The following is an 18,432-nucleotide window of genomic DNA, read 5'->3' as shown; positions in this document are numbered from 1 at the left end:
CTTACAGCACCTCCGGCGCGAGCGAGATGATCTTCATGAACTTCTTCTCGCGCAGCTCACGGCCGACGGGGCCGAAGATACGGGTGCCGCGAGGGTCGCCGTCGTTCTTCAGAATGACGGCGGCGTTCTCGTCGAAGCGGATGTACGAGCCGTCCTGGCGGCGGCGCTCCTTGACGGTGCGAACGATGACCGCCTTGACGACGTCACCCTTCTTCACGTTGCCACCGGGGATCGCGTCCTTGACGGTGGCGACGATGACGTCACCGATGCCCGCGTAGCGGCGACCCGAGCCACCGAGAACACGGATGCAAAGGATCTCCTTGGCACCAGTGTTGTCGGCGACGCGAAGTCGCGACTCCTGCTGGATCACGTCTATCTCCTGATTGTCTGCCGGTTCCCGGCAGGGGCACCGGAGTGCCCCTGCCGAGCCTGGCGGAACTGTTCCTAGGGGGTCCCCCTAGGAGGGATTACTTGGCCTTCTCGAGGATCTCGACGACGCGCCAGTGCTTCGTCGCCGACAGCTTCCGGGTCTCCATCAGGAGGACACGGTCACCGATGCCGGCGGCGTTCTGCTCGTCGTGAGCCTTGAGCTTGTTGGTACGGCGGATGACCTTGCCGTACAGCGCGTGCTTGACGCGGTCCTCGACGGCGACGACGACGGTCTTGTCCATCTTGTCGCTGACGACCAGGCCCTCGCGGACCTTGCGGGCGTTGCGCTCCGTCTTCTCAGTCACGTTGCTCTCGCTCATCAGGCGTTCTCCACCGTCTCAATGCCGAGCTCACGCTCACGCATGAGGGTGTAGATCCGGGCGATGTCCTTACGGACCGCCCGCAGACGGCCGTGGTTCTCGAGCTGACCCGTCGCCGCCTGGAAGCGGAGGTTGAACAGCTCTTCCTTGGCCTCGCGGAGCTTGGCGACAAGCTCCTCGTTGCCCAGCTCGCGCAGCTCGGACGCCTTGGTACCGGCCGACATCACAGCTCACCTGCCTCGCGCTTAACGATCTTGCACTTCATCGGCAGCTTGTGAGCCGCACGAGTCAGAGCCTCACGCGCGATCTTCTCGTTCGGGTAGGACAGCTCGAACATCACCCGACCGGGCTTGACGTTCGCGATCCACCACTCCGGGGAACCCTTACCGGAACCCATGCGGGTCTCGGCAGGCTTCTTCGTGAGCGGGCGGTCCGGGTAGATGTTGATCCAGACCTTGCCGCCACGCTTGATGTGGCGGGTCATCGCGATACGCGCGGCCTCGATCTGGCGGTTGGTCACGTAGGCCGGGGTGAGGGCCTGAATGCCGTACTCGCCGAACGCAACCTGCGTGCCACCCTTGGACATGCCATTGCGCTTCGGGTGGTGCTGCTTGCGGTGCTTGACCCTACGGGGGATCAGCATTTCGGTCAGGCCTCCGTTCCGGTGCTCTCGGCAGCCGGAGCGGCGGCGGCCTCGGCCTTGGGGGCCTCGGCAGCGGGAGCCGACTGCGGCTTGCGACCGCGACCGCCACGCTCGCCACCGCGGCCACCGCGGCCGGCCGGGCGGTCAGCACCGCCACGGGCCGGACGGTTGCCGGCGCGGGCGGCGGCGTTCTCGGCGCGGACCTCGGCGATGTTCTTGACGTCGCCCTTGTAGATCCAGACCTTCACGCCGATGCGGCCGAAGGTCGTCTTGGCCTCGAAGAAGCCGTACTCGACGTTCGCGCGGAGCGTGTGCAGCGGCACACGGCCCTCGCGGTAGAACTCCGAGCGGGACATCTCGGCGCCGCCGAGGCGGCCACCGCACTGGATCTTGATGCCCTTGGCGCCGGCCTTCATGGCGGACTGCATGCTCTTGCGCATGGCCCGACGGAAGGAGACGCGGGAGGAGAGCTGCTCGGCGACGGCCTGGGCCACGAGCTGAGCGTCGACCTCGGGGTTCTTGACCTCGAGGATGTTCAGCTGGACCTGCTTGCCGGTCAGCTTCTCCAGCTGGCCGCGGATCTTGTCGGCCTCGGCGCCGCGGCGACCGATGACGATGCCCGGACGAGCGGTGTGGATGTCCACGCGGACACGGTCACGGGTGCGCTCGATCTCCACCTTCGAGATGCCGGCGCGCTCCATGCCGGACGTCAGCATCCGGCGGATGGCGACGTCTTCCTTGACGTAGTCCTTGTACAGCTTGTCGGCGTACCAGCGGGACTTGAAGTCCGTGGTGATGCCGAGCCGGAACCCATGCGGGTTAACCTTCTGGCCCATTACCGGGTTCCTTCCTTGCTGCTGACGACCACGGTGATGTGGCTGGTCCGCTTGCGGATCCGGTAGGCACGGCCCTGGGCGCGCGGACGGAACCGCTTCAGGGTCGGGCCCTCGTCGACGTACGCCTCGCTGATGAACAGCGAAGAGGCGTCCGTGTGGTCGTAGTTGTGCGCGGCGTTGGCGATGGCGCTGTCGAGCACCTTGCCGACCGGCACGGAGGCTGCCTGCGGAGCGAATCGCAGAACAGCCTGAGCCTCCGTGGCATCCATGCCACGGATCAGGTCCACCACGCGGCGGGCCTTCATGGGCGTGACGCGGATGTACCGCGCCTGGGCCCTGGCTTCCATGGTTGTCCCTTCAGTTACTTACGTGTCTGAATGCGATCCGCTACTAGCGGCGCTTCGACTTCCGGTCTTCCTTGACGTGACCCCGGAAGGTACGCGTCGGCGAGAACTCGCCGAGCTTGTGCCCGACCATCGACTCGGTGACGAACACCGGGACGTGGGTCTTGCCGTTGTGCACCGCGATCGTGTGCCCGAGCATCGCCGGGATGATCATGGAGCGACGGGACCAGGTCTTGATGACGTTCTTGGTGCCGGCTTCGTTCTGGGCGTCCACCTTCTTGATCAGGTGGTCGTCGACGAAGGGCCCCTTCTTGAGACTGCGCGGCATCTAAACCCGCTCCTAGCGCTTCTTGTTCGTCTTGCGGCGGCGGACGATGTACTTGTTCGAAGCCTTCTTCGGCGAACGAGTACGACCCTCCTTCTGACCCCACGGGGAGACCGGGTGGCGACCACCGGAGGTCTTGCCCTCACCACCACCGTGCGGGTGGTCAACCGGGTTCATCGCCACACCGCGAACGGTCGGGCGAACGCCCAGCCAGCGCTTGCGGCCGGCCTTACCCCAGTTGATGTTCGACTGCTCGGCGTTGCCGACCTCGCCGATGGTGGCGCGGCAGCGGGCGTCGACGAGACGGATCTCACCGGAGGGCATGCGGAGGTGGGCCATGGTGCCCTCCTTCGCCAGCAGCTGCACGGAGGCACCCGCGGAGCGGGCGAACTTGGCGCCACCGCCGGGACGGAGCTCGATCGCGTGGATCGTGGTACCGACCGGGATGTTGCGGAGGGCCAGGTTGTTGCCGGGCTTGATGTCCGCGCCCGGGCCGTTCTCGACGCGGTCACCCTGCGTCAGACCCTTGGGAGCGATGATGTAGCGCTTCTCGCCGTCCGCGTAGTGGAGCAGCGCGATGCGCGCGGTGCGGTTGGGGTCGTACTCGATGTGAGCGACCTTGGCCGGCACGCCGTCCTTGTCGTGACGACGGAAGTCGATCACGCGGTAGGCGCGCTTGTGGCCACCGCCCTGGTGACGGACGGTCACACGACCGGTGTTGTTACGGCCGCCCTTGCTGTGCAGGGGGCGGACCAGCGACTTCTCCGGCGTGGACCGCGTGATCTCGACGAAGTCGGCTACGGAGGAGCCACGGCGGCCCGGCGTAGTCGGCTTGTACTTGCGGATACCCATTTCTCAGTCCTCGTCCGATATCGGACGACTCGACCGCCGTCAGGCGGTCGGGCCGCCGAAGATGTCGATTCGGTTGCCCTCGGCGAGGGTCACGATGGCGCGCTTGGTGTTGGCGCGCTTGCCGAAACCGGTGCGGGTGCGCTTGCGCTTGCCCTGGCGGTTGATCGTGTTGACCCCGGTGACCTTGACCGAGAAGACCGCCTCGACGGCCTGCTTGATCTGCGTCTTGTTGGCGCCCGGCGCGACGATGAACGTGTACTTGTTCTCGTCGAGCAGCGCGTAGCTCTTCTCGGAGACAACCGGCTTGACGAGGACGTCGCGCGGGTCCGTGAAGGTCTTGCTGGTGATCTCGGCCATCAGGCGTCGTTCCCCTCGTTGTCGTCGGCCTTGGGGCCAGACACGAAGGACTCGAAGGCGGCCTGGGTGAAGACCACGTCGTCGGATCGCATCACGTCGTACGTGTTCAGCTGGCCCGGCTCCAGGATGTGGACCTGGGGCAGGTTGCGGGCGGACAGCCACGCGGCCTCGTCGGTGCGCTCGGCGACCAGGAGCAGGTTCTTGCGCTCCGAGATCTTGCCGAACAGGACCTTGGCGGCCTTGGTGGAGACGTCACCCTCGACCACGCCGGAGACGACGTGGATGCGGGAGTGGTTCGCCCGGTCGGAGAGGGCACCGCGGAGGGCGGCGGCCTTCATCTTCTTGGGGGTCCGCTGCGAGTAGTCACGCGGCACGGGACCGTGCACGACGCCACCACCGGCGAACTGCGGGGCGCGGGTCGAACCCTGACGGGCGCGGCCGGTGCCCTTCTGGCGGTACGGCTTCTTGCCACCACCGCGGACCTCGCCGCGCGTCTTGGTCTTGTGGGTGCCCTGGCGGGCAGCCGCAAGCTGCGCGACGACGACCTGGTGGATCAGCGGGACGCTGATCTTGGCGTCGAAGATCTCGGCCGGGAGCTCGATGGTCCCCGCCTTGTCGCCGGAGGGCGACAGAATGTCAATGGTGCTCATATCCTCAGGCCCCCTTGGCCGCGGTGCGGACCAGGACGAGGCCGCCGTTCGGACCAGGAACCGCGCCCTTGATGAGCAGCAGGCCCTTCTCCGCGTCAACGGCGTGAACGGTCAGGTTCTGGGTGGTCACGCGCTCGTTGCCCATGCGGCCGGCCATGCGCATGCCCTTGAAGACGCGGCCCGGGGTGGCGCAGCCACCGATCGAACCGGGCTTGCGGTGCACGCGGTGGGCACCGTGGGAAGCCTTGCCACCACGGAAGTTGTGGCGCTTCATGGCACCGGCGAAGCCCTTGCCCTTGCTCTTGCCGGTCACGTCGACCTTGATGCCCGCCTCGAAGACCTCGGCGGTGATCTCCTGGCCGAGGGTGTACTCGCCGGCGTCGGCGGTACGGATCTCGACAAGGTGACGGCGCGGGGTGACGTCGGCCTTGGCGAAGTGGCCCTTGAGGGGCTTGTTCACCTTGCGCGGGTCGATCTCGCCGAAGGCGATCTGGACCGACTCGTAGCCGTCGACGTCGTTCGTACGCACCTGGGTCACGACATTCGGGCCGGCCTTGACGACGGTCACCGGGACGACCCGGTTGTTCTCGTCCCAGACCTGCGTCATGCCGAGCTTCTCGCCCAGGATGCCCTTGATGTTCTTAGCCATCTCGCGCGTCACCTCAGAGCTTGATCTCGATGTCGACGCCCGCCGGCAGGTCGAGACGCATCAGCGAGTCAACCGTCTTCGGCGTGGGGTCGAGGATGTCGATGAGGCGCTTGTGCGTGCGCATCTCGAAGTGCTCGCGCGAGTCCTTGTACTTGTGCGGCGACTTGATGACGCAGTACACGTTCTTCTCAGTGGGCAGCGGCACCGGGCCCGCGACCGACGCACCAGTGCGGGTCACCGTCTCGACGATCTTCTTCGCCGAGGAGTCGATGACCTCGTGGTCGTAGGCCTTGAGCCGGATGCGGATCTTCTGTCCCGCCATGGCTACTTCGTAGTCCTGTCTCTTCGTAACGCTCCGGAACCCGGGGGGTTCGCGTTCTTCCTCCGACCCACGCGGTCGGGCGTGTCGCACTCCCTCTACGAAGAAGTCCCGAAGGATTTCCCAACCAAGGGGGTGCGGGCCGTGGACCGCGGAACGGGGGCAGAACACCCACCGGGTGCCTGGCCGGTACCCCGCTGACGCTTCCCGGAAGATTCCCGTACGTCCGCCCCTGAGAAGGGGCGACGAGTACTGTGGGACTCGCTTCCGGTCCTCCCGGCGGGAGGCGCGCAGCATCGGCACTCAACCGAGCAACCCCGCTAGTCTGCCATACGGCCCCGGCGGGCCGCCAATCGGGGTCGAAGACTGTACCCCACGTCACGTCCGGGTACACGCAGGGGGCGCGCGGATTCCCGTACGCGCCCTTCCCGCTCAGCCCAGCCGCCGGCCCCGCTCCGACAGGTGCCGCCGCTCCGGCGCGCTCGTCGTCCGCCGCGCCGCCTCCCGGTACGCCGCCGCCGCGGCCTCCGGCTCGCCGGCCAGCTCCAGCAGGTGGGCCCGGGTGGCGAGCAGCCGGTGGTGACGGGCCAGCCGCTTGTCGGCGGCCAGCTCGTCCAGCAGCGCGAGACCGGCCCGGGGGCCGTCCACCATGGCCACCGCCACCGCCCGGTTCAGGGACACCATCGGGTTCGGGCCGGCCTGCTCCAGCAGGTCGTACAGGGCGAGGATCTGCGGCCAGTCGGTCGCCTCCGCCGTCTCCGCCTCGTCGTGCACCGCCGCGATCGCCGCCTGGATCTGGTACGGCCCCACCCGCCCCTTAGGCAGCGTCCGGCTGATCAGCGCCACGCCCTCGGCGACCAGCGCCGCGTCCCACCGGCCGCGGTCCTGCTCCGCCAGCGGCACCAGCTCGCCGTGCGGACCGGTGCGCGCCGGGCGGCGGGCGTCGGTGAGCAGCATCAGCGCCAGCAGGCCGGCCGTCTCGGTGTCGTCCGGGACCAGCTGGTGCAGCAGCCGGGCCAGCCGGATCGCCTCCGACGACAGCTCGGGCGCCGTCAGCGCCTCGCCGCCGCTCGCCGTGTACCCCTCGTTGAAGACCAGGTAGAGCACGTGCCGCACCTCGGCGAGCCGGGCGGTGCGGTCCTCGCCCTCCGGCAGCGCGAGGGAGTCGTCCCCGGCGGCCCGGACGGTCTGCTTGGCGCGGCTGATCCGCTGCGCCATCGTCGCCTCCGGCACCAGGAAGGCCGCCGCGATCTGCGCCGTGGTGAGGCCGCCGACGGCGCGCAGGGTCAGCGCGATCCGGCTCGGCGGCGACAGGTCCCGGTGGCAGCAGAGGAACAGCAGCGCGAGCGAGTCGTCCGCGTCCCCCTCCCCCGCCCGGTCGGCGGGCGGCGCGAGCAGCTCGGCCGCCGGGGTGGCGAGCGCGACGGTGTCCTCGCGGCGCCGGCGCGCGGCCTCGCTGCGCACCTGGTCGACGTACTTGCGCTGGGCGACGGTCAGCAGCCAGCTGCCGGGGCGCTCGGGGACGCCCTGCTCCGGCCACTGCCGGGCCGCCGCGATCAGCGCCTCCTGGACGGCGTCCTCGCAGCCGTAGAAGTCGCCGTGGCGGCGGACGAGCGCGCCGAGGACCCGCGGGGCGCTCGCCCGCAGCAGGTCCTCGACGCCGGCCGGCTCGCTCACACGTCCGCCGCGGACTCGTGCAGCACCGGCCACAGCTCCACCGGGTCGACGTCCGCGAAGGGCATGTCGGCGGCGATGGCCTGGGCGCGCTCCAGGGACTCGCAGTCCAGCAGGTAGAAGCTGGCCAGGTACTCCTTGGTCTCCAGGTAGGGGCCGTCGGTGACGGCGGGGGCGCCGGCCTCGCGGCGGACCAGCATCGCGGAGGCGGCGTCGGCGAGTCCGTACGCGCCGATCAGCTCGCCGGTCTCCCGGTACTTCCGGTTGAACGCCTCCTGGCGGGCGATCGCCTCCGGCCACGCCTCGGCCGGGAACGCGTCCCACTTGGCCTGGTTGCCGTAGATCATCGCGACGTACTTCATGCCGGGTCCCTCCCCGTCCCGCGCGCCCCGTCGGCGCGCTGTCACCCTACGGTCGGAGCCGGTGTCCGGGTCCTCGACATCCTCCGGAAAGATCTTCCGAAGAATTCTTTCCGGGGGGAGAGGCCGTACGGGGACCGGGTCAGATCACGCCCTGCGCCAGCATCGCGTCGGCGACCCGCTCGAAGCCGGCGATGTTGGCGCCGGTGACGTAGTCGCCGGGGGCGCCGTACCGCTCGGCGGTCTCGTGGCAGGTGCGGTGGATGCCGGTCATGATCGCGGCCAGTTCCTCCTCGACGCGGGCCGCGGACCAGGACGTCCGGGAGTGGTTCTGGGCCATCTCCAGGGCGCTGACGGCGACGCCGCCCGCGTTGGCCGCCTTGCCGGGGCCGAAGGCGACGCCGGCCTCCTGGAGGAGGTGCACGGCGGCGGCGGTGGTGGGCATGTTGGCGCCCTCGGCGACCGCCTTCACGCCGTTGCGGACCAGCGCGGCGGCGTCGTCCGCGTCCAGCTCGTTCTGGGTCGCGGACGGCAGGGCCACGTCCGCGGGGACCTCCCAGACCCGGCCGCCGGGCACGAAGCGGGCGGAGCCGCCGCGCCGCTCGGCGTAGTCGGCGACCCGGCCGCGCTCGACCTCCTTGACCTGCTTGAGCAGGTCGAGGTCGATGCCCTTGTCGTCGTAGACGTAACCGCTGGAGTCGGAGCAGGTCAGCGGGTTGGCGCCGAGGGCGAGCAGCTTCTCGATCGTGTACAGCGCCACGTTGCCGGAGCCGGAGACGACGGCGCTCTGCCCCTCCAGGTCCTCGCCGCGCTCGCGGAGCATGGCGGCGGCGAAGAGGACGCTGCCGTAGCCGGTGGCCTCGGGGCGGATCGCGGAGCCGCCCCAGCCGGTGCCCTTGCCGGTGAGGACGCCGGCCTCCCAGCGGTTGGTGATGCGCCGGTACTGGCCGAAGAGGTAGCCGATCTCGCGCCCGCCGACGCCGATGTCGCCGGCGGGGACGTCCGTGTGCTCGCCGAGGTGCCGGTACAGCTCGGTCATGAAGGACTGGCAGAAGCGCATGACCTCGGCGTCGCTGCGGCCGTGCGGGTCGAAGTCGCTGCCGCCCTTGCCGCCGCCGATGCCGAGGCCGGTGAGGGCGTTCTTGAAGATCTGCTCGAAGCCGAGGAACTTGACGATGCCGAGGTTCACCGACGGGTGGAAGCGCAGGCCGCCCTTGTAGGGGCCGAGGGCGCTGTTGAACTCGACGCGGAAGCCGCGGTTGACGTGCACGCGGCCCCGGTCGTCCTGCCACGGGACCCGGAACACGATCTGCCGCTCGGGCTCGACCAGCCGCTCCAGGAGGCCGGGTTCGGCGTACTCGGGGCGCGCGGCGAGCACCGGCGCGAGGCTGTCGAGCACCTCGTGGACGGCCTGGTGGAACTCGGGCTGGGCCGGGTTGCGCTGTTCGATCTCGGCGCGCAGCGCGTCGAGCGCGGACCGGGCGGCGGTGGTCTCGGCGGTGGGACGGGACGGCACGGAGTACCCCCTTCTGGCACGCCGGTGCGCGCCAGGGAAGCGGTGCGGAGCTCGGCGCCGTTGCCGAGCGTTGACGGGCGGCGTCCTCGCGCGCCCCCGCACCTGTGGGACCGCCGCCTGCCGCAGTGTGACATCCAGGTGAATGCACGCACCAGTAAGCGATCCGGTCCGTCCCGGCATGCAAGACGGCGGCCGGTCCACGCCGGAGGGGCAACCCGGGGCCCGCGCGGGCCGTCTAGCCAGGGACCGACCTTGGGGGAAGGGCCATCCGCCGTGCACCGACCGTCCCGCCGTACGCTCCTGGCCACCGCCGTGACCACGGCCCTGGCCGCGGGCTGTTCCGTACCCGCTCCGCGCCGCGCCGTCCCGGCCGCCGACCCGGCCCCGGGCAAGCCGTTCGCGGGCGGGGAGCCGCGCCGGGCGCTGCTGCTCCAGATCGTGGCGCACCCGGACGACGACCTGTACTTCATGAACCCGGACGCGCAGCGGCTGCTCGCCGCCGGGGTGCCGCTGGTCTGTGTGTACGTGACGGCCGGCGAGCACACCGGCGTCAACCGGGTCGCGGGCATGCCGGAGGCGCGGCCGGACCGGGCCGCGTACTCCTCGGCCCGCCGCCAGGGCCTGCGGCAGAGCTACGCGGAGGCGCTGGGCCTGCCGCTGTTCACGCCGTGGCGGCGGGAGGCGGCGGCGCTCGGCGGCGGCCGGACCGCCGAGCGCGCGGTGCTGGCGCACGGCGGGCGCCGGGTGGAGCTGGTCTTCCTGGACCTGCCGATGCACACCCCGCGCCGCTACATGGCGCTGCCCGCGCTCTGGGAGGACCGGGCGCTGGAGCTGGCGCCGCACCGCTCGGCGGGCTCGCCGGTGACCCGCCCGGGGCCGTACGACCACGAGGGTCTGGTGGCGGCGCTGACCGGGCTGCTGCGCCGCTACCGGCCGACGGTGGTGCACACCCTCGACCCGGACCCGGACGTCCAGCCCGGCGACGAGGCGACCCGCCGCCGGAACTCCGAGCAGCCGGGCTTCTCGGACCACGGCGACCACACGGCGGCGGCCTGCTTCGCGTGGGCGGCGCTGGTCCGCTGGGTGGCGGAGGAGGTACGGGCCGGGGCGCCGGTCCCGGTGTTCACGGCGACCGCCTTCCGCGGCTACTACAACCGGCACTGGCCGAAGAACCTGCCGCCGGCCGTGCTGGCGGCGAAGGCGGCCCGGCTGGTGCCGTACGGCGGGGACCCGTCCTGGGCGTGCGGCAATCCGTCGGGGTGCGGCGACTACGGGGTCGGCGGCGACCGGCCGCTGACCAACCGCAAGGGCTGGGTCCGCTCCACCCACCGCCGCTGGCCGGGCCCGGCGCTCGCGCTCGCCGAGGAGCCGGACGGGCGGCTCGCCGCGTACGGGGTGCTGGGGCTGCGGGCGGTGCGCCGGCGGGAGACCTCCCCCGGGGTGTGGAGCGCGCCGGAGGACCTGGGCGGCGGGCCGCTGGCGCCCGTGCTGGGGTCGGCGGTGCTGCCGGACGGGCGGGTGCTGCTCTTCGGGGTGCGGTTCGCGGCCCTGGCGGGGCGCGGCGGCCCGAACCGGCGCGAGGTCGTCCTGCTCGAACAGCGGTCCCCCGGCGGCCCGTTCCTCGCCTGGCGCGGTCTCGGCACCCCGGACCGGGGCGCGGACCGCAGCCGCCGGCTGGGCGCCCCGGTCGCGGTGGCGGCCCCGGACGGCCGGGTGCGGCTGTACGTGCGGAACGCGGCGCGGGGCGTCGCCGAGCGGGTCCGCGAGCCGGACGGCACCTGGGGGCCGTGGCGGGCGCTGCCGGGGGACGCGGTGGTGCAGGACGGCCTGGCGGTCTCGCCGGACGCGGCCGGCCGGACGCACGTGTACGCGGCGGGCGAGCGGTCCGTACGGCACTGGGTGGACGGCCGGGAGGCGCCGGGGGCCCTGCCGCCGTCGGGTTCGACGGTGGCGAGCGCGGGCGGCCTGCTCTACCTCCGGGCGCCGGCGTCGGCGCGGCTGACCGGTCCGGACGGCACGGACGCGGGTCTGGACGGCTTCGGGGAGGTGCGGGCGGCGGTCGACGCCGGCGGGGGCACGGTGCTGGTGGGCGCGGACGCCGCGGGGCGGGTGTGCGCGCGGGCCGGCGGGCGGCTGCGGACCCGGACGGAGGGGCCGCCGGCGGTGGGGACGCCCGCGCTGCACGTGGGCGCGCGCGGGGTGACGGTGGTGGGGCTCGGCCCGGACGGGCGGCCCTGGTCCTGGCGGCCGTAGCGGCGGCGTACGGCCGGGAACGCGAGAAGGCCCCGCACCTTCCGGTGCGGGGCCTTCCCCTACTGCTCAGCGGCTCCTGCGAGCCACCAGGTCAGTTCAAGATCAGGCGTTGATCTTGACGACCTGGCCGGCGCCGACGGTCCGGCCACCCTCACGGATGGCGAACTTGAGGCCCTCCTCCATGGCGACGGGCTGGATCAGCTCGACGGACATGGAGGTGTTGTCGCCCGGCATGACCATCTCGGTGCCCTCGGGGAGGGTCACGACGCCGGTCACGTCCGTGGTACGGAAGTAGAACTGCGGGCGGTAGTTGTTGAAGAACGGGGTGTGACGGCCACCCTCGTCCTTCGACAGGATGTACGCCTGGGCCTCGAAGGAGGTGTGCGGCGTGACCGAGCCCGGCTTGATGATGACCTGGCCGCGCTCGACGTCCTCGCGCTTGATGCCACGGAGGAGCAGACCGACGTTCTCACCGGCCTGGCCCTCGTCGAGGAGCTTGCGGAACATCTCGATGCCGGTGACCGTGGTGGTGGTCTTCTCCGGCTTGATGCCGATGATGTCGACGGTCTCGTTGACCTTGAGGACACCACGCTCGATGCGGCCGGTGACGACGGTGCCACGACCGGTGATCGTGAAGACGTCCTCGATCGGCATCAGGAACGGCTTGTCGACGTCGCGCTCGGGCTGCGGGATGGACTCGTCCACGGCCTTCATGAGGCCGAGGAGCTTCTCGCCCCACTCCTTGTCGCCCTCGAGGGCCTTGAGCGCGGAGACGCGGACGACCGGCAGGTCGTCGCCCGGGAACTCGTACTCGGAGAGGAGCTCACGGACCTCGAGCTCGACGAGCTCCAGGATCTCCTCGTCGTCCACCATGTCGGCCTTGTTCAGGGCGACGACGATGTACGGAACGCCGACCTGGCGGGCCAGGAGCACGTGCTCCTTGGTCTGCGGCATCGGGCCGTCGGTGGCGGCGACCACGAGGATGGCGCCGTCCATCTGCGCGGCACCCGTGATCATGTTCTTGATGTAGTCCGCGTGACCGGGGCAGTCGACGTGGGCGTAGTGACGCGACTCGGTCTGGTACTCGACGTGCGCGATGGAGATGGTGATACCGCGCTGGCGCTCCTCGGGAGCCTTGTCGATCTGGTCGAAGGCCGAGGCCTCGTTCAGGTCCGGGTACGCGTCGTGCAGCACCTTGGTAATGGCGGCCGTGAGGGTCGTCTTACCGTGGTCGATGTGACCGATGGTGCCGATGTTGACGTGCGGCTTAGTCCGCTCGAACTTCGCCTTCGCCACTGGGGTCCTCCTGGAGTGGTTCTGAACGCCTTGCTTCATCGGCGCCAGGTGATCTTTGCTGGGGTGCCGTCCGACAGGGGGTGTCCCTCTCGGGACAGCCCCCATCGGTCGGTGACAAGCCTAAAGCGTGTGGACGCGGTGCGTTGAACGCGGTGCGTTACTCGCCCTTGGCCTTCGCGATGATCTCCTCGGCGACGTTCCGCGGAACCTCGGCGTAGGAGTCGAACTGCATGGAGTAGCTGGCACGGCCGGACGTCTTGCTGCGCAGGTCGCCGACGTAGCCGAACATCTCCGAGAGGGGCACGAGGCCCTTCACGACGCGGGCACCGGCCCGCTCCTCCATGGCCTGGATCTGGCCACGGCGGGAGTTGATGTCGCCGATGACCTCACCCATGTAGTCCTCGGGCGTGGTGACCTCGACGGCCATCATCGGCTCGAGGAGCACGGGCGAAGCCTTGCGCGCGGCCTCCTTGAAGGCCTGCGAGCCGGCGATCTTGAAGGCGAGCTCGGAGGAGTCGACCTCGTGGTACGCACCGTCGTGCAGGATGACGCGGACGCCGGTCATCTCGTAGCCGGCGAGGATGCCGAACTGCATGGCCTCCTGCGCACCCGCGTCCACCGAGGGGATGTACTCCTTGGGGATGCGGCCACCGGTGACCTTGTTCACGAACTCGTACGACGCCTCGCCGCCCTCGATCGGCTCGATGCCGATCTGGACCTTGGCGAACTGACCCGTACCACCGGTCTGCTTCTTGTGCGTGAAGTCGACGCGCTCGACGGCCTTGCGGATCGTCTCGCGGTACGCCACCTGCGGCTTGCCGACGTTCGCCTCGACCTTGAACTCGCGACGCATGCGGTCGACGAGGATGTCGAGGTGGAGCTCGCCCATGCCACCGATGATGGTCTGGCCGGTCTCCTCGTCCGAGTGCACCTGGAAGGAGGGGTCCTCCTCCGCGAGACGCTGGATGGCGACACCCAGCTTCTCCTGGTCACCCTTGGACTTGGGCTCGATCGCGACCTGGATGACCGGCGCCGGGAAGTCCATGGACTCCAGGATGACCGGGTTCTTCTCGTCGCACAGCGTCTCACCGGTGGTGGTCTGCTTCAGGCCCATGACGGCGACGATGTCGCCGGCGCCCACCGAGTCGATCTCCTCACGCTTGTTCGCGTGCATGCGGTAGATCTTGCCGATGCGCTCCTTCTTGCCCTTGACGGAGTTCAGCACCGCGGTGCCGGCGTCCAGGCGACCGGAGTAGATCCGGACGAAGGTGAGCTTGCCGAGGTGCGGGTCGCTCGCGATCTTGAACGCGAGGGCGGCCAGCGGCTCCTCGTCGGACGGCTTGCGCCGGACGACGACCTCGGCGTCCTTGACGTCCTGGCCCTCGATGGCCTCGACGTCGAGGGGCGACGGCAGGTAGCGGACGACGGCGTCGAGCAGGGGCTGGACGCCCTTGTTCTTGAACGCGGTGCCACAGAACACCGGGGTGACCGTGGTGTCGCCGCCCTTGCCGGAGGCGATGGTGATGCGACGGATCGCGGTGTAGAGCTGCTCCTCGGTGGGCTCCTGGCCCTCGAGGAAGAGCTCCATGAGCTCCTCGTCGTTCTCGGCGACGGCCTCGACGAGCTTGGCGCGCCACTCGTCGGCGAGCTCCTGCATGTCGGCCGGGATGTCGACGACGTCGTACATCTCGCCCTTGGTCGCCTCGGCGGACCAGACGAGGGCCTTCATCCGCACGAGGTCGATGACGCCCTGGAAGTCGGCCTCGGCACCGATCGGGAGCTGCATGACGATCGGGGTCGCGCCGAGGCGGCTCACGATCATGTCGACACAGCGGAAGAAGTCGGCACCCGTGCGGTCGAGCTTGTTGACGAAGCAGATGCGCGGAACGCCGTAGCGGTCCGCCTGACGCCAGACGGTCTCGGACTGGGGCTCGACACCGGCCACGCCGTCGAACACGGTGACAGCACCGTCGAGCACGCGCAGCGAACGCTCCACCTCGACGGTGAAGTCGACGTGACCCGGCGTGTCGATGATGTTGATCGTGTGGTCGACGTTCTCGAGCGGCCAGTGGCAGGTGGTGGCAGCGGACGTGATCGTGATGCCACGCTCCTGCTCCTGCTCCATCCAGTCCATCGTGGCAGCGCCGTCGTGGACCTCACCGATCTTGTACGAAACGCCGGTGTAGAACAGGATCCGCTCGGTGGTGGTCGTCTTGCCCGCGTCGATGTGGGCCATGATGCCGATGTTGCGCACCTTGGCCAGGTCAAGCGAAGTGGTAGCCATAAGGCTTCAGTCTTCTCTCGGTCTCGATGGGGGTTGCGACTACCAGCGGTAGTGCGCGAAGGCCTTGTTGGACTCGGCCATCTTGTGCGTGTCCTCACGCTTCTTGACCGAAGCGCCCAGGCCGTTGGAGGCGTCCAGGAGCTCGTTCATGAGGCGCTCGGTCATGGTCTTCTCGCGACGGGCGCGGGAGTAACCGACGAGCCAGCGCAGCGCGAGGGTGGAGGCACGACCGGGCTTGACCTCGATCGGCACCTGGTAGGTGGCGCCACCGACACGACGGGACTTGACCTCGAGAGCCGGCTTGACGTTCTCGAGGGCGCGCTTCAGCGTGACGACCGGGTCAGCACCGGTCTTCTCGCGCAGGCCCTCCATGGCGCCGTAGACGATGCGCTCGGCGGTGGAGCGCTTGCCGTCGAGCAGGATCTTGTTGATCAGCGACGTGACAAGAGGAGAACCGTAGACCGGGTCGATGATGACCGGGCGCTTCGGGGCGGGGCCCTTACGAGGCATTCTTACTTCTCCTTCTTGGCGCCGTAGCGGCTGCGGGCCTGCTTGCGGTTCTTGACACCCTGGGTGTCGAGGGAACCGCGGATGATCTTGTAACGAACACCAGGCAGGTCCTTCACACGGCCACCACGCACGAGCACGATGGAGTGCTCCTGCAGGTTGTGTCCCTCACCCGGGATGTAGGCCGTGACCTCGATGCCGCTGGTCAGACGCACACGCGCGACCTTACGGAGGGCCGAGTTCGGCTTCTTCGGGGTGGTCGTGAACACACGCGTGCAGACGCCACGGCGCTGGGGCGAACCCTCGAGAGCGGGCGTCTTGTTCTTCTCGACCTTGTCCTGCCGGCCCTTCCGGACCAGCTGCTGGATCGTAGGCACTACTTCTCCGGTTTCTGTGTGCCGTAAGTACTACTAACCTGGAACATTCACCGACCCACGCGGTCGGGCGTGTCGGACCCGGCGTACTTCCACAGAGCGCGGAAAGGGCGCGGATCACGGCGGCCGGTCTAGGGACTCACGTGCGGTTGTGGACACGCACAGGAGCCCAGGCACACCCCAGGCACAAGGCATGAGCGTACCTACCGCACGGACTGCGGTCAAAAGAAAAGGAACCCGGCGGCCCGGGGACGGCCGGGGCCGATCTTGATACGACCCGCCCCGGCGGCCCCCGGCGGCACCGCACCAGCGCCCGGCCGGCACCGCGCGGCGCCCGGCGGGGCGGGGTCAGTCGCGGGCGGTGCGGCGGGATTCGGGGCGGACGTCCTCGGCCTCGGGGGCGGCGTCGGGCTCCAGGAACTGGCTGACCACCTTGACGAAGACGCCCATGCGCTCGTCGGGGACGCCGAGCCAGCGCGCGAAGTCCTCCATGGTGGGCTGCCAGTCGGTCGGCGGGAGCAGGTCCGCCGCGAGCGGGAGTTCCTCGGGGGTGACCCGGCCGGAGCGGATCAGCATGTCCCGGACGGAGACCCCGAGCAGCGGGGCGATCCGGCGCATGGTCTCCAGGTCGGGCATGCTCTGCCGCTGGAGCAGGCGGGTCACCGCGGCCCGGTGGACCCCGGCCTCGTCCGCGATCCGGGACTTGCCGCCGCCACGCGGGCTGTCGATGTCGTACCCGCGCCGTCTCATCAGGCCTTCGACCCAGCCGGCGAACTCGTCGAGCCCATGACTGTTCATGCTCTACCGCTCCCTCATCATCCCCACCCTCCGGGCCCCTCACTCTAGCGTGCTTGCGCGCACGGAATTACGTGCTTTCGGGCACGCAATCGTGTCGAAACGATGAAGACCACCACCGGAGCGGCAAGATGACCGCCTGGGCGTTAGTTGCGAGCTCGCACGCAACATGTCAGTCTGCTGTCCGCCGCACTCGCCGGCCCCGGACGCCGGCCCTCGTGGCCCGCGCCCCGCGGCCCCGGACCGTGGAGAGAACGTCTTGTCCCAGCCCGACCCGACCCCCTGGCAGGCCGCCGCCGCGTGCGCCGGCCTCTCCCCGGCCGTCGTCTTCGCCCGCCGCGAGCGGCAGGCAGCCCCCGCCCTGCGGGCCTGCGCCGCCTGTCCCGTCCCCCGTGAGTGCGAGGCCGCCGTCGCCCCCGCCGAGAGCTGGTTCGACGGCGTCTGCGCCGGCCGCCTGTGGCGCAACGGCCGCCCGGTGCAGCCCCGTTCGGCCACCCGTCACACGACACCGGGCACCGCCGGTCCCCTCGACCCCCGTGCCGTCGCCGCGCAGCTCGACGCCGCGCTCGCCGCCGTCGCGGGCGGCGGCCGCGCCGGGGGGACCGCGTGACCGGGCGGGCCGCCGCCGAGGCCGTCCTGCGGGACGTGACGCTCTGGGCCGCCGCGCTCGTCCGGCAGTTCCCCGAACTCGCCGAGGAGCTGGCCCCCGTCCGCCGCTCCCCCGCCGGCGCCGCGCCGGCCGTCCCCCGCCCCGGCGACGCCGAACTCCTGCGCCAGGAACGGCGCGAGGCGCTGCTCATGGAGCAGCGGCACGGGCTCGCCGTCCCCGGCCACGGCGCCGCCCCGATCCGGCTGCACGTCTCCGACTGCATCCGGGACGTGACCGACGGCGTGGTGGAGCTGGAGGAGGCCGTGTGCGCGCGGCTCGGGCTGCCGCGGCCGCCGCGCGCCGGGGTCACCGACCGGGTCCGCCGGGTCGTCGGGCTCCTCGACGCCGTCGCCGCCCACCCCGACCTGGCCCGCCACGTGCGGGACGAGCTGCGGCGGATGGCCCGCCGGTGCGCGCGGACGCTCGGCGCGACGGAGCCGGTGGTGCGGGTGGCCGGCCGCTGCCCGTGGTGCGACTCGGTCTCGCTGCGCGCGTTCCCGGACCGCCGGGCGGTGCTGTGCGTCAACCCGGCCTGTGTGTGCGCCGATCCGGTGTGCGGCTGCCAGGACGACCCGGCCTACCGGCACCTGTGGCGGGAGGACGCGTGGCGGGAGCTGGCGGCGGCGTCCGGCGCCCGCGCGGAGGAGATCGAGGCGGCGATGGACGACACGGAGGAGACCCCATGCTGAGCACGCCCCACCTGCCGGCCCTGATCCCGGGGCCGCTGGCCGCCGCCGAGGCCGGGGTCGCGCCCGCGACCATCCGCAAGTGGGTCCAGCTGGGCCACCTGCGGGCCGCGGGCCGCGCGGGCCGCGCCCAGCTCTTCCGCCTGGAGGACGTCTTCGCGGCGGAGCGGGCGGCCCGGCGGCGGGCCCGGCCCCGTACGACCTGATCCAGCCCCTCGACCGCGCGCCCGCGCGGGAACGGCGGAGCGCCCCGTGTCCGGTCCGGACACGGGGCGCGGCGCCCGTTAGGGAGTGCCCCCTCCCCCCGCCCGGCAT

Annotated in this window: 24 protein-coding genes; 4 read left to right on the top strand and 20 right to left on the bottom strand. The window is 70.7% G+C overall.

Annotated features, from left to right (window positions below):
• Window position 1: 1 nt before the first annotated feature.
• The 15 genes from rplN to gdhA form a co-directional block, all read right to left on the bottom strand.
• Window positions 2-370 carry a 50S ribosomal protein L14 gene (gene rplN, locus ACFVQZ_RS32915; RefSeq protein ID WP_003956455.1) on the bottom strand — a complete coding sequence of 123 codons (369 nt, stop codon included), beginning with the start codon at window positions 368-370 and terminating at the stop codon, window positions 2-4.
• Between the two features lie 97 nt (window positions 371-467).
• Window positions 468-749, bottom strand: coding sequence for a 30S ribosomal protein S17 (gene rpsQ / locus ACFVQZ_RS32910; RefSeq protein WP_030208995.1), 282 nt, complete (start codon window positions 747-749; stop codon window positions 468-470).
• The gene (rpmC, locus tag ACFVQZ_RS32905; RefSeq protein WP_030494258.1) at window positions 749-973 is read right to left on the bottom strand and encodes a 50S ribosomal protein L29; all 225 of its coding nucleotides are present in this window, start codon (window positions 971-973) and stop codon (window positions 749-751) included. Before rpmC ends, rpsQ begins: the two co-directional genes overlap by 1 nt.
• The gene (gene rplP, locus ACFVQZ_RS32900; RefSeq protein WP_030494257.1) at window positions 973-1,392 is read right to left on the bottom strand and encodes a 50S ribosomal protein L16; all 420 of its coding nucleotides are present in this window, start codon (window positions 1,390-1,392) and stop codon (window positions 973-975) included. Before rplP ends, rpmC begins: the two co-directional genes overlap by 1 nt.
• A gap of 5 nt (window positions 1,393-1,397) precedes the next feature.
• On the bottom strand, window positions 1,398-2,228 hold the full coding sequence (gene rpsC / locus ACFVQZ_RS32895; protein ID WP_030494256.1) for a 30S ribosomal protein S3: 831 nt from the start codon (window positions 2,226-2,228) through the stop codon (window positions 1,398-1,400).
• Complete coding sequence (rplV, locus tag ACFVQZ_RS32890; protein ID WP_009327087.1) at window positions 2,228-2,575, bottom strand: 50S ribosomal protein L22; 348 nt, start codon at window positions 2,573-2,575, stop codon at window positions 2,228-2,230. The genes rpsC and rplV overlap by 1 nt, the downstream gene beginning before the upstream one ends.
• 43 nt (window positions 2,576-2,618) lie before the next feature.
• A complete protein-coding gene (gene rpsS, locus ACFVQZ_RS32885; protein WP_030494255.1) occupies window positions 2,619-2,900 on the bottom strand; it encodes a 30S ribosomal protein S19 in 282 nt (93 codons plus the stop codon).
• A 12-nt stretch (window positions 2,901-2,912) separates the two neighbouring features.
• The gene (gene rplB, locus ACFVQZ_RS32880) at window positions 2,913-3,749 is read right to left on the bottom strand and encodes a 50S ribosomal protein L2 (RefSeq protein ID WP_030494254.1); all 837 of its coding nucleotides are present in this window, start codon (window positions 3,747-3,749) and stop codon (window positions 2,913-2,915) included.
• A 39-nt stretch (window positions 3,750-3,788) separates the two neighbouring features.
• Complete coding sequence (rplW, locus tag ACFVQZ_RS32875) at window positions 3,789-4,106, bottom strand: 50S ribosomal protein L23 (RefSeq protein ID WP_030494253.1); 318 nt, start codon at window positions 4,104-4,106, stop codon at window positions 3,789-3,791.
• On the bottom strand, window positions 4,106-4,756 hold the full coding sequence (gene rplD / locus ACFVQZ_RS32870; RefSeq protein ID WP_030494252.1) for a 50S ribosomal protein L4: 651 nt from the start codon (window positions 4,754-4,756) through the stop codon (window positions 4,106-4,108). The genes rplW and rplD overlap by 1 nt, the downstream gene beginning before the upstream one ends.
• A gap of 4 nt (window positions 4,757-4,760) precedes the next feature.
• Window positions 4,761-5,405, bottom strand: coding sequence for a 50S ribosomal protein L3 (rplC, locus tag ACFVQZ_RS32865; protein WP_030494251.1), 645 nt, complete (start codon window positions 5,403-5,405; stop codon window positions 4,761-4,763).
• 13 nt (window positions 5,406-5,418) lie between these two features.
• On the bottom strand, window positions 5,419-5,727 hold the full coding sequence (rpsJ, locus tag ACFVQZ_RS32860; RefSeq protein ID WP_003948644.1) for a 30S ribosomal protein S10: 309 nt from the start codon (window positions 5,725-5,727) through the stop codon (window positions 5,419-5,421).
• A gap of 429 nt (window positions 5,728-6,156) precedes the next feature.
• On the bottom strand, window positions 6,157-7,401 hold the full coding sequence (locus ACFVQZ_RS32855) for an RNA polymerase sigma factor (protein ID WP_383628464.1): 1,245 nt from the start codon (window positions 7,399-7,401) through the stop codon (window positions 6,157-6,159).
• Entirely contained in the window at window positions 7,398-7,760 is a 363-nt protein-coding gene (locus tag ACFVQZ_RS32850; protein WP_383628462.1) for a YciI family protein, read from the bottom strand. The genes ACFVQZ_RS32855 and ACFVQZ_RS32850 overlap by 4 nt, the downstream gene beginning before the upstream one ends.
• 139 nt (window positions 7,761-7,899) lie before the next feature.
• The gene (gene gdhA / locus ACFVQZ_RS32845) at window positions 7,900-9,273 is read right to left on the bottom strand and encodes an NADP-specific glutamate dehydrogenase (RefSeq protein WP_030494248.1); all 1,374 of its coding nucleotides are present in this window, start codon (window positions 9,271-9,273) and stop codon (window positions 7,900-7,902) included.
• Window positions 9,274-9,585: 312 nt separating this feature from the next.
• On the opposite strand from gdhA, the gene ACFVQZ_RS32840 reads away from it, so the two are divergent.
• The gene (locus ACFVQZ_RS32840) at window positions 9,586-11,526 is read left to right on the top strand and encodes a PIG-L family deacetylase (RefSeq protein WP_383628459.1); all 1,941 of its coding nucleotides are present in this window, start codon (window positions 9,586-9,588) and stop codon (window positions 11,524-11,526) included.
• A gap of 102 nt (window positions 11,527-11,628) precedes the next feature.
• Here ACFVQZ_RS32840 and tuf read toward each other — a convergent pair whose 3' ends face one another.
• The 5 genes from tuf to ACFVQZ_RS32815 all read right to left on the bottom strand — a co-directional run bounded on the left by tuf (window position 11,629) and on the right by ACFVQZ_RS32815 (window position 16,785).
• Window positions 11,629-12,822, bottom strand: a complete 1,194-nt coding sequence (tuf, locus tag ACFVQZ_RS32835; RefSeq protein WP_030494246.1) for an elongation factor Tu — start codon at window positions 12,820-12,822, stop codon at window positions 11,629-11,631.
• Between the two features lie 157 nt (window positions 12,823-12,979).
• Window positions 12,980-15,106 carry an elongation factor G gene (fusA, locus tag ACFVQZ_RS32830; RefSeq protein ID WP_030494245.1) on the bottom strand — a complete coding sequence of 709 codons (2,127 nt, stop codon included), beginning with the start codon at window positions 15,104-15,106 and terminating at the stop codon, window positions 12,980-12,982.
• A 39-nt stretch (window positions 15,107-15,145) separates the two neighbouring features.
• Window positions 15,146-15,616, bottom strand: coding sequence for a 30S ribosomal protein S7 (gene rpsG / locus ACFVQZ_RS32825; RefSeq protein WP_030494244.1), 471 nt, complete (start codon window positions 15,614-15,616; stop codon window positions 15,146-15,148).
• A gap of 2 nt (window positions 15,617-15,618) precedes the next feature.
• The gene (rpsL, locus tag ACFVQZ_RS32820) at window positions 15,619-15,990 is read right to left on the bottom strand and encodes a 30S ribosomal protein S12 (RefSeq protein ID WP_003948652.1); all 372 of its coding nucleotides are present in this window, start codon (window positions 15,988-15,990) and stop codon (window positions 15,619-15,621) included.
• A gap of 345 nt (window positions 15,991-16,335) precedes the next feature.
• A complete protein-coding gene (locus ACFVQZ_RS32815; RefSeq protein ID WP_383628456.1) occupies window positions 16,336-16,785 on the bottom strand; it encodes a helix-turn-helix domain-containing protein in 450 nt (149 codons plus the stop codon).
• A 256-nt stretch (window positions 16,786-17,041) separates the two neighbouring features.
• On the opposite strand from ACFVQZ_RS32815, the gene ACFVQZ_RS32810 reads away from it, so the two are divergent.
• From ACFVQZ_RS32810 to ACFVQZ_RS32800, 3 genes are read left to right on the top strand one after another with little or no spacing between them, the layout of a single operon-like run.
• Entirely contained in the window at window positions 17,042-17,392 is a 351-nt protein-coding gene (locus ACFVQZ_RS32810) for a WhiB family transcriptional regulator (RefSeq protein ID WP_321192667.1), read from the top strand.
• On the top strand, window positions 17,389-18,120 hold the full coding sequence (locus ACFVQZ_RS32805) for a hypothetical protein (RefSeq protein WP_383628454.1): 732 nt from the start codon (window positions 17,389-17,391) through the stop codon (window positions 18,118-18,120). Before ACFVQZ_RS32810 ends, ACFVQZ_RS32805 begins: the two co-directional genes overlap by 4 nt.
• Window positions 18,114-18,323: a hypothetical protein gene (locus ACFVQZ_RS32800; protein WP_030494240.1), complete on the top strand. Its 210-nt coding sequence runs from the start codon at window positions 18,114-18,116 to the stop codon at window positions 18,321-18,323. Before ACFVQZ_RS32805 ends, ACFVQZ_RS32800 begins: the two co-directional genes overlap by 7 nt.
• Window positions 18,324-18,432 lie beyond the last annotated feature (109 nt).

This window comes from Streptomyces sp. NPDC057854 (assembly GCF_042797055.1).
Taxonomy (GTDB): domain Bacteria; phylum Actinomycetota; class Actinomycetes; order Streptomycetales; family Streptomycetaceae; genus Streptomyces.
Note: the sequence above shows the minus strand (reverse complement) of the source record. Positions and strands in the feature narration are given on the sequence as shown.

What these genes read in the sequence shown, in the direction of transcription:
- rpsJ (WP_003948644.1), bottom strand. Translation starts at nt 5,727, where the DNA reads ATGGCGGGACAGAAGATCCGCATCCGGCTCAAGGCCTACGACCACGAG.
- rplB (WP_030494254.1), bottom strand. Translation starts at nt 3,749, where the DNA reads ATGGGTATCCGCAAGTACAAGCCGACTACGCCGGGCCGCCGTGGCTCC.
- ACFVQZ_RS32815 (WP_383628456.1), bottom strand. Translation starts at nt 16,785, where the DNA reads ATGAACAGTCATGGGCTCGACGAGTTCGCCGGCTGGGTCGAAGGCCTG.
- rpsQ (WP_030208995.1), bottom strand. Translation starts at nt 749, where the DNA reads ATGAGCGAGAGCAACGTGACTGAGAAGACGGAGCGCAACGCCCGCAAG.
- rplC (WP_030494251.1), bottom strand. Translation starts at nt 5,405, where the DNA reads ATGGCTAAGAACATCAAGGGCATCCTGGGCGAGAAGCTCGGCATGACG.
- rpmC (WP_030494258.1), bottom strand. Translation starts at nt 973, where the DNA reads ATGTCGGCCGGTACCAAGGCGTCCGAGCTGCGCGAGCTGGGCAACGAG.
- rpsG (WP_030494244.1), bottom strand. Translation starts at nt 15,616, where the DNA reads ATGCCTCGTAAGGGCCCCGCCCCGAAGCGCCCGGTCATCATCGACCCG.
- rpsC (WP_030494256.1), bottom strand. Translation starts at nt 2,228, where the DNA reads ATGGGCCAGAAGGTTAACCCGCATGGGTTCCGGCTCGGCATCACCACG.
- rplW (WP_030494253.1), bottom strand. Translation starts at nt 4,106, where the DNA reads ATGGCCGAGATCACCAGCAAGACCTTCACGGACCCGCGCGACGTCCTC.
- rpsS (WP_030494255.1), bottom strand. Translation starts at nt 2,900, where the DNA reads ATGCCGCGCAGTCTCAAGAAGGGGCCCTTCGTCGACGACCACCTGATC.
- rplV (WP_009327087.1), bottom strand. Translation starts at nt 2,575, where the DNA reads ATGGAAGCCAGGGCCCAGGCGCGGTACATCCGCGTCACGCCCATGAAG.
- rplP (WP_030494257.1), bottom strand. Translation starts at nt 1,392, where the DNA reads ATGCTGATCCCCCGTAGGGTCAAGCACCGCAAGCAGCACCACCCGAAG.
- rplD (WP_030494252.1), bottom strand. Translation starts at nt 4,756, where the DNA reads ATGAGCACCATTGACATTCTGTCGCCCTCCGGCGACAAGGCGGGGACC.
- fusA (WP_030494245.1), bottom strand. Translation starts at nt 15,106, where the DNA reads ATGGCTACCACTTCGCTTGACCTGGCCAAGGTGCGCAACATCGGCATC.
- ACFVQZ_RS32850 (WP_383628462.1), bottom strand. Translation starts at nt 7,760, where the DNA reads ATGAAGTACGTCGCGATGATCTACGGCAACCAGGCCAAGTGGGACGCG.
- ACFVQZ_RS32800 (WP_030494240.1), top strand. Translation starts at nt 18,114, where the DNA reads ATGCTGAGCACGCCCCACCTGCCGGCCCTGATCCCGGGGCCGCTGGCC.